The organism is Acidaminococcus sp. CAG:542 (genome assembly GCF_000437815.1).
In the GTDB taxonomy this organism is placed as follows: Bacteria; Bacillota; Negativicutes; order Acidaminococcales; family Acidaminococcaceae; genus Acidaminococcus.
Map to the genome: position 1 here is coordinate 1 of NZ_FR902052.1, position 10,534 is coordinate 10,534.

A 10,534-nucleotide genomic window follows, 5' to 3' on the forward strand; every position below is an offset into this window, starting at 1 on the left:
GGGGACCAGCCGCAAGGCTGGTGGTGGGTTAGGCGCCGCAGTACCCGGCGCCGTCGTCCTTCCCGGCCGTCGGTCGGGCCATACGTTCAGAACCAGATGCGTCAGCATCTGGTCTCCACAACGATGAACGACCAACGACAGACTCGCTCCCCACAATCTACCTGTAACAACTGCAAAAATGATAAAAATACAAATATCCACAAATTCCTCACTTTATTTTCATCTTTTATTCATTATCACAATTTTATTCATTTGGCGTAAATTCCTTATTGAAGACTGAAATACAACATATTACAATGAGAAATGTAATTTCAGCAGAATGGATTGCAGACAGGAATGAAAATCTACAGCTGATAAGAATAAATCGTTACTGGAATGCCAAAATACAGACAGTATAGAAATATGGCAGAAACGGTGATTCCGGTGAAATTGAGCAAGGGGGAGACCTATGAACAGGATCTACAAGGTCATCTGGAGCAAAGTGCGGAACAGCTGGGTAGTGGTATCGGAAATCGCCCGGAACCACGGGAAGGAACATTCCCAGCGGAAAAATATACCGGGGGGGTATATGCCCTGACTCTGGCCCTGGCTCTGGGCCTCACCTGGCCCTCAGGAGCATGGGCGGCGGATAAAACGGTTGATCTGGGCAATGGGGGCGCCGCGGCTTACGATAACAAGGGCAATCTGACCATTGGCAATTCGGGAACTGTTGCAGAAGGTGCAAATTATAAGGGGGAACACAATACCACCATCGGCACCGATACGGACACTCTGCGCAAGGATGCACATGATGAGACCAAAGGCCAGGCCATGGCTGAAGACAATACGAAACTGGTGGATGGGGAAGGGCAGGCACATCCCATCATCACGTCCACCGAAGCAGGCGGTTCCACAGCCATCGGCTATCAGAGCCATGCCGAAGGCACCGACTCCACCGCCATCGGCAACAATGCAAAAATCAACGATAAGCTCGTAACCTACTATGCCGATAAAGACGGCAACCAGACCACATCGATGGACGATGCTGCCTGGTACAAGGATGATAACGGCAATCCGACGAGAAAGCCCCCAGTGTTCCGTGATGCCGATGACAATACGACCACTACGCCTCAGTACAAGTATACCCATACCGTAACGGCAGAGGATGGCACGACTTCTACCGTCACGGACATCACGACCGATGTCAGCAAGGCCGACAAAGATGACAAAGGGAATCTTGTGTACAATTACAACCCCTATGATAATACCAGCTACCTTTATTCCGTCCAGCTCTATCAGTCGGCGGCCAATTCCATTGCTGCCGGTACCAACGTTACTGCCAATGGAAGCTCTGCCGTAGCCGTAGGCGACAGCGCCAAGGCCGATGGCAACAGCACCATCGCCATCGGGACAGGGGCCAAGGCTACGGATACCAGTGCAGGTGGGACGGGATCCATTGCCATCGGTAAAGGGGTTGAAGCAAATGGCAGCTCTACGGCAGTTGGCTTGAATGGAACAAAGGCAACCTATGGCTCTTCTGCCTACGGCAACAACGCGGCAGCCCAAAACAGTTCCGCTGCTTTTGGTTCGAATATACAGGCATCTAACGGTTCTTATGCTTCCGGTATGGGAACGGCAGATAAGCCTGTCACTGCTACTAAAAGTTCCTATGCAACGGGTATGGGAGGTACCACAGCAACCAATGGCAGTATAGCTTTTGGTAATAATGTTAAAGCCGGTGACAAAGGCGGCGGTGCTTTTGCCGTAGGTATGGGCGGAACTACAGCAAACAGTGGCAGTATGGCTGTCGGTAACAATGTTAAAGCCGGTGAAAATAGTGGCGGCGCCTTTGCCGTAGGCATGGGCGGAACTACAGCAAACAGTGGCAGTATGGCTGTCGGTAACAATGTTAAAGCCGGTGAAAATAGTGGCGGCGCCTTTGCCGTAGGCATGGGCGGCACTTCAGCGGATGGCTCATCTATGGCTGTGGGAGATAACGTCCATGCCACTGGCAGTGCTTTTGCCTCCGGTCGGAATGGAACATCGGCTCAAAGTGGCGGTATCGCTTATGGGGATAATGTCAGTGCCCAATATGGTGGCTTTGCCGCAGGCACTAACAGTACTTCTGCAAGCAGCGGCGTAGCCGTAGGATCCAATGTCCATGCTTCTGATGGCAGTTCCTATGCCGGCGGTATGAATAACACTACAGCGGCAAATGGCAGCATTGCTTTTGGGAATAACGTCCAGGCCGGCAGCAGCGGCAGCGGTGGTGCTTTTGCAGCAGGGATGAATGGGACCACGGCCGATGGCAGCAGTGTGGCTGTAGGGGATAATGTCCATGCATCCAGTGGTTCTTATGCTGCGGGCATGGGCGGAACTTCTGCAAGCAGCAGTGCTGTGGCCATTGGCAATAATGCTCATGCCTATGGCAATTCCTATGTCTTCGGTTCTTCCGCTAGTGCAGATAGCAGTTCTGCCGCCATTGGCAATTCATCTTATGCTACCAATAGTTCTCTGGCATTGGGCAATTCGGCAGGGGCGTATGTCAGCGGCGGCATCGCCCTGGGCAGCAATTCCACTGTCTACCGGGGGGCCACCCCTGGCCTTGACCCTCGCAACGGTCAGCCTTCGGAAAACACCACGCCTACCTGGAAATCCACCTACGGTGCCCTTTCCATCGGTGCCGTGGACAGCAGCGGCAATGTGACCGGCACCCGCCAGATCATCGGTGTGGCCGCCGGCACCAATGACACCGATGCTGTAAACATGGCCCAGCTGAAACAGGTGGCCCAGGGCTTCAGCATCCACGATTACGGCGTCAATTCCATCGATACCACCACCGATACCAACTACAATAATGCAGGGGCTGTGGGCAACAATTCTCTGGCCGCCGGTGTCAGTGCCAAGGCAACGGGCGACTCTGCTGTTGCTATCGGCAATGGTGCTCAGGCTGAGGGGAAGGGTGCCACGGTCATCGGCAAGAATGCCAAGGCTACGGGCCAGTATGCAACGGCCTTTGGCGGTCTTGAAACTACCGATAAAAAAACTGGAAAGCTTGTCAACATTGTCAACACGGCCAGCGGTAATTCTGCCACGGCCTTTGGTCAGGGCGCACAGGCGAGAGGCGATGCTTCTCTGGCCTTTGGTCACAATACCATTGCAGGCGGGGCAGATGGCAGCGGCCAGCAGTCCGTCGCTTTTGGTGAGGACACGCAGGCGCTTGGCGGCCGTTCTCTGGCTTTTGGCGAAAAGACTGTTGCTAAGTATAATGACTCGGTCGCTTTCGGCAACGACACCCGCGCTTCTTCCACCGGCGCTACGGCATTCGGTAACCGCACCCGCGCTCTAGCGCAATATTCTACGGCTTGGGGCAATGCCACTGTCGCAGCTGATGAAGAATCCACGGCCTGGGGCACGGACACCATCGCCGGTGCTAAATTGGATGACAATGGTGCTGTGACCAATATCTATACCTATAAGAATAACCCGGATGATAAAGATGAACCATTAAAGACTGCTACGGAAAAAATGGATGTCCATGGCAATCTGGCTTATATCCAGAACGGTAAGACCGCTGGCGTCAAGCAGATGTCAATCGACAGCGGCAATGAGAAACACGACTATGTGGTTTTGGCCGGCAAAGACGGAAACACCTATGTCCGCGACTACCAGGGCAGCCTCTGGAAAGTCAATGTCGATGCCAATGGTAATGTGACGGTTGATACAACCGCGGGCAAAAACGGCAAGGTATTCAACGGCAAAAATGGGGCGAAACAGTCCCTGGCCAAGACTACGGTTAATGGTGCAGAAGTCGACATTACGCCGGACAATGTGCTAGAAAAAGCCCATGAAGGCGGGAACGGCTATAACATTGACGGCTACGCCAATGCCACGGCCTTCGGCTATTCCACCGAAGCCTCCGGCGACAACGCTACGGCCTTCGGCAATGACACCAAGGCCACCGCGGCAGGTGCCACGGCCTTTGGTTACAAGACGCTTGCCTCCGGCGAGAATTCCACTGCCTTTGGGGAAAGCTCCATCGCCGCAGCCAAGAACTCCCTTGCTGCTCTGGGCGGCACTGTGGATGAAGAAGCCGTCAACGCTGCCGCCATCGGCAGTGGCGCCCAGGCCAAACTGGCTGACAGCATTGCTCTGGGCAGCGGCTCTGTGGCCGACCGTGCCAGCGGTGCCAAGGGCTATGATATGCTGACAAAGGGCGATACCACCAATACGTCTGCGGCATGGGTGGCCAATGCCAATGCCATCGCTGTGGGCAACGGCAGCACGCTGACCCGCCAGATCACCGGGGTGGCAGCTGGATCCCTGGATACGGATGCGGTGAACGTGGCCCAGCTGAAAGCAGCAGGCTTCAAAGTCACCACTCAGAAAAACGGCGATATTTCCAGTTCCATCCTCAACGGCGATACCCTGGACTTTGAAGGAATCAACAATGCCATTGTTTCCACCACCAAGGACAGCAAGACCATCACCGTGGCTGTCAGCAAGACTCCGACCTTTGACAGTGCCACCTTCTACAACCCCAATCCGGCTGAAGGCCAGAACAATGAAAAGGTAACCATTGCCAACGGCCAGATCAGCGCCTTCAACCCGTCCGAACAGAAACGGGCGGTCATTGGGGTGGATAATGAAGGCAACGGCAGCCTTTCTCTTGTGAACAATGACCTGTCCACCGTACAGGTGTATACTCAGAATTCGGCAAATCAAGGCAATGACGGCATCACCCGGATGTACTACGTTTCGTCTTCCGGCAACGGGGGCGAAATCCAGGGGGTCCACACCATTGCAGTACTGGACGACGGCATTAACTATACCGGCGACAATCTGCAGCCCGGCACCACGGACAAAGTAGTGGTGAAGCACAAGCTGAATTCCACCATGGATGTCACCGGTGGTGCGGATACCAGCAACCTGTCCGAAGGCAATATCGGCGTGGTGGCCACTCCGGCTGTGGAAGACGAACAGGGCAACATTACCCAGAAGGGCAAGCTCGAGATCAAGTTGAACAAGGACCTCCAGGATCTCAACAGCGTTACCGCCGGCAACGTCCGCATCGGGAACAACCCGGCCAATACACTGCAGCTTACCGAAAAGGGCCAGGAGACGGAAAATACCGCTCCCGCCGGCAACTATGCAACAGGCCTGGACAACAAAGCCTGGGATACGAAGAATCCATCCTACGTCAGCGGCCGGGCAGCTACGGAAGATCAGCTGGCCATCGTTTCCGGAGTGGTGGACAAGGGACTGAGCTTCACCGCCAACACCAAGGATGCCACCAATACTACGGACAATTATGCAGGCTACAAGGTTGTGAACCGCCAGCTGGGGGATACCATTTCCATCAAGGCGGGAGATGCGGATCCCAATATGAAGTATGAAACGAAGAACCTGACTTCCCAGATTGCAGAAAATGGGGATATCACCATCAGCATGGCAGATAAGCCTACATTCAGTGAAGTCACGGCCAACAGCTTCAACCTGAGTCCCAAGGACATGACTACCAAGGACCAGGCAGGGAATACCGCATCTGCCCAGTTGAACGCCCATTATCGGGATGCCAGCCTAAACCCGAAAAAGAACGTCACCATGGCCGATGGCAGCACCGGCATGGTCCGTCTCCACTACCATGATGGGGAAGGCACCGTCCACGACCTGGCCACTATGGACGACGGCCAGATCTATGTCGGCGATATCAAGGAAGATGGCACGGCAGATACCACTGGCTTTGGCCGTAAGATGAACGAGAAGACCACCATCAACGGCGGCGTGAAGGAAAAGGATAACCTGACCGACAACAATATCGGCGTGGTTTCCAACGGTACAGACACCCTGACGGTGAAACTGGCCAAGAGGCTGACAAACCTGGAGTCCGTCCAGGCAGGCAAGACCACCATTGACGACAAAGGCCTGACCATCAAGAAGTCCGACGATGACAGCAGCAAGAACGTGGTCGTTCTGGGCGATAAAGTGGCCTTTGGGGACAACCAGGTCAACAACATGGGCAGCGGCTCCGATGGCACTGGCACAGATGGCAAACCGTCTTACAACAATCTGACCAACGGCGCCAATATCGGCGATGTGAAGAACATCGCCAGCAGCACGGTCCAGCCGGTCATCGACACGGTGAACAAGGGCTGGGAACTGGATGTCAACAGCACGAAGCAGAAAGCCGTGACGCCTGACAGTCCGAAAGTCAACCTGATTCAGGGCCAGAACATCACCATTACCGGCGATACAACCAACACGGAGAACGTGACCATCGCCACCGCCGACGATGTGCGGTTCAACACGGTCCGGGTGGGCGGCGTCAAGACCGATGACACCTACAGCGGCGGCATCGTGATTGGCATTCAGAGCGGCAAGAACGCGGATGGCACGGAAAGCGCCAACTCCAATGATGATTATTACATCACCGGACTGAAGAACACCAACTGGGATTCGGATAAAATCATGAAAGGCCGGGCAGCTACAGAAGATCAGCTGAAGCAGGTTGCTACAGAAATCAAGCAGGGATCCGTTGCTGGAGATATCTATGTCACCGGCGGATCGGTTTCCTACAATGGAGAAGGAACGGATACTCATGCAAAGGATGGCAAGGGAAGTATCAACCTGACCCGCAAGAATGGCGAGGATGTGAACATCGACGGGCTCCACGATTATTATGTCACCGGCGGCACGGTCACCGATGACGGCAAGAAGCTGGAACTGACCCGCAATGATATAGACGGTTCCGGTAATCCCAAGAAGATTACGGTAGACTTGGGCAATGTGCTCAAGAATGACCTGCACTTGGTGGCCAATCCGGCGGCTGATTCTAACGGCAAGTACAAAGTAGATACGACAACCGGTACGGTGACCCTGAAGGTCCAGAATGCGGATGGAACGACTTCTAACGATATCACCATTGGCGGCTTTGAAGGACTGGGCCAAGGACTGAAGTTCGGGGCCAATAAGATGGCTAAAGACGGCGGCGGCAACCCTGTAACCAACCAGCTGGGCAGCACCATCAACATCACCGGCGCCGGCACGAAGGGGCTTACGGATTATTCCGGCAAGAACCTGCTGACTTCTGTAGAGCAGGATGCAGCTGGCAACACCACCGTCCATGTACTCATGGACAAGAATATTTCTGCCGACGGCGTGACGGTCGGACAGGCCGGTAAGGACGGTGTAGCAGGTACGGATGGCGAAGTCGGCAAGGCTGGCACCATCGGCATCAATGGCAAAAACGGCGTAACGGGGGACGATGACAAGGAAGGCATTACCACCACCATCATCCACACCGAAAAAGGCCAGCCCGGCGAGAATGGTACCACCGGCAAGCCCGGTGTCGATGGCAAGGACATCACCCGCATCGTTTACCAGAACGACCAGGATAAAGTCGATGGCAAGGACGGCAGCCATACGGTAGCCACCCTCGACGACGGGCTGAAGTTCAGCGGTGACGACAACAAAGTCATCAATAAGAAGCTCAATGAACAGCTCCAGTTCGTGGGCGGAGCGGATAAGGACAAGCTGACCCAGAACAACATCGGCATCAATGAACTGGAAGATGGCAAACTGACCATCCAGCTGGTGAATACGCCGGATCTGGGAGATAAAGGCAATCTGAAAGCCGGGAATGCCCAGATTGGCTGGTTTGCCGGAGGTACCCTGGATATGACCAAGGACGGCATCAATCCTTCCGGCAACCAAGCCGGACCGGGCAGCTATGCAACGGGCCTGTCCAATACCGACTGGAACTTGGAGACTCCTGAATACGTCAGCGGCCGGGCAGCTACCGAAGACCAGCTGGCCAAGGTCAGCAAGGCCGTCAACAACGCCACCACCGCCGCCGGCAAGCGTACCGTGGTCACGGTTAACGACAAGGCCAATCCGGCGGAAGCCACCCCGAAAGACGGTGACTATGGCGATTACGACTCCACCAACGGCAACCTGATGATCGCCGCCAAGAAAGATGATGGCGGAGTCTTGACCTACAACATCAAGCTCAACGACAATCTGGCTATCGGCCAGAAAGGCGCTGACGGGCAGGATGGCAAAGACGGCAAAGTCACCGTTGAGACCAAGGGTGGCACTACCGTCGTCATTGGCCATGACGGTGAACCGGGCAAGGATGGCAAAGACGGCATTTCCGTGAAAGGCAAAGATGGCAAGGATGGCGTCACCATCAGCGTTTCCAATGGCAAAGATGGCAAGGATGGAAGCGAAGGCCATATCGGCCTCACCGGTCCTGCCGGCAAGGATGGCAAGGACGCCAGTGCCGACATCTATGTGAAGAATGGCCAGAACGGTGTGGACGGTACCGATGGGAATAATGGCAAAGACGGCATGGACCGCATTGTCTATGAAGACCACAATGGCAAGACCCACGAAGTGGCTACCATGGATGACGGGCTGAAATTCGTGGGCAACGACGGCCAGGAAGTCACCCGGAAGCTGAACACCACCCTGTCCATCAAAGGGGGCATTACCGATGCCACGGATTTGAAGAATGCTTCTGCCAAGAACCTGGGTGTCCGCCAGAATGCAGACAAAGACGGTCTGGAAATCGTCATGACCGATACCCCGGACTTTGAAAAAGTCACGGTGGGCAAGGATGCTGCCAAGAAAATTACCATCGGGGAACAGACCGTCACCGGCAAGAAGTCGGATGGTACTGATGGAACAGCAGAGACGGGCAATTACATCACAGGCTTGGACAACACGAAGTGGAACAAGGACAATGTGGTGGCAAACCGGGCTGCCACAGAAGGCCAGCTCCGCGATATTGCCGGCTCCATCACGAATCAGCAGCAGGGCGGCGGCTTTGCGCTTTCTTCTGATGAGAAGGGTGCTGACAAGATTGTCAAGCAGGATCTCGGCAAGGCCATCCAGATCAAGGGCGACACGACCTACAAGGCAGATGGGAAGGTGGAGAAAGCAGGCAACATCAAGACGTCCATAGATAATGGAGCCATCAAGGTGGAGCTCAATAAGGATGTTGATCTGGGCGGCGACGGCAGCATCAAGGCCGGGAATACCACCATCAATAAAGATGGGGTGGACACCAACAAGGTTACCATCAAAGATTCCACCATCAGCATCAGCAAAGACGGCATTAATGGCGGCGGCAAGCAGATCACCAATGTTGCCAGTGGTGCTTCTGAAATCATTAAAGGAACAGACGGCAAGGATGTCTATAAATATGATAATGATACCAATGCTGCCAATATCGGCGATGTGAAGCGGATTGCAGGTGATATGAAGACGGAAATCACCAACAATGTGACGGATGTGACCAACAAGGTCAACAAAATGGGGGATGAACTGACCCAGGTCCAGAAGGATGTGAAAGCAGACCGCCAGTATCTGGGAGACGAAGGCACAGCCAAGAAAGTGAATGTGAAATTTGGCAGTGCTCTGAGCCTCACTGGCGGTGCCAAGGTGGATAGCCTGGCCGGGGAAGGCAACATCGGGGTGATCCAGAAAGAAATGGACAATCCTGATCATGCCGGCGAAAAAATCAACGGCTTTTCCATCCGCCTGGCCAAAGACCTGACCGGCCTCAACAGCGTCACCACCGGCAACACCACCATCAACAACAGCGGGCTGACGGTGAAGACCGGGAATGCCAACCGGACCATCACCGTCCAGGACGGCAAGGTGGACATGGGCGGCAACCAGATCCACAATGTGGCACCGGGGACGGCACCGACCGATGCGGTGAACGTAAGCCAGCTCCAGCAGACCGGCCGGGCCATCAACCAGCTGGGCAACAGTGTGAATAAACTGGGCGCCCGGGTGGACCGGGTAGGGGCCAACTCCGCAGCCCTGGCGGCCCTCCATCCTCTGGACTTCGATCCTGACGACAAACTGGACTTTGCCGTAGGGGCCGGCAGCTACAGCGGCGCCAACGCCGTGGCCCTGGGGGCCTTCTACCGGCCCAACGAAGACGTGATGTTCAGCCTGGGAGGCAGCACCGGCGGCGGTGAAAACATGGTGAACATTGGCGCCACCTTCAAGCTGGGTCAGCACAACCACGTATCCAACAGCCGGGTGGCCATGGCCAAGGAAATCCGGGGCCTGAAGGAACTGGTGGCCAAGCAGGAAGGGGAGATGCAGCAGCTGAAGACCCTGATGAACCAGATGGCCGGCCGGACCGTGATAAAGGTGGACAAGGATGCCCTGTTCCCGGATATCCCTGAAAACCACTGGGCCTATGACTACGTGACCAAACTGGCCAGAGCCGGTATTGTGGAAGGATATGAAGACGGAGAGTTCAAAGGGAACCGGATGATGACCCGGTACGAATTCGCCGCGGTGATCTACCGGGCCATTATGGCCGGAGCTGGTTCCAACCCGGCCCTGGACCAGGATGGGACCCTGGGGAAACTGGTGAAGGAATTCGACGGAGAACTGAAATACATCCGCATCGACGTGATCGAAAAAGACAGACACGGAAAGCCCACCATCGAAAGGGTGCGGACCGTGGAAGACAGTGAAAAGCATCATGGGAAGTAAAAAAGAGGGGGTGCTGCGCGGAACGCGCAGCACC

1 protein-coding gene is annotated in these 10,534 nt (G+C 55.1%); it reads left to right on the forward strand.

Annotated features, from left to right (window positions below; translation table 11 throughout):
• Positions 1-402 precede the first annotated feature (402 nt).
• Positions 403-10,500, forward strand: coding sequence for an S-layer homology domain-containing protein (locus QVO43_RS03725; protein WP_022487251.1), 10,098 nt, complete (start codon positions 403-405; stop codon positions 10,498-10,500).
• Positions 10,501-10,534: the final 34 nt, after the last annotated feature.

Excerpts from the sequence above, each read along its gene's own strand:
- QVO43_RS03725 (WP_022487251.1), top strand. The coding sequence starts at position 403 with ATGGCAGAAACGGTGATTCCGGTGAAATTGAGCAAGGGGGAGACCTAT.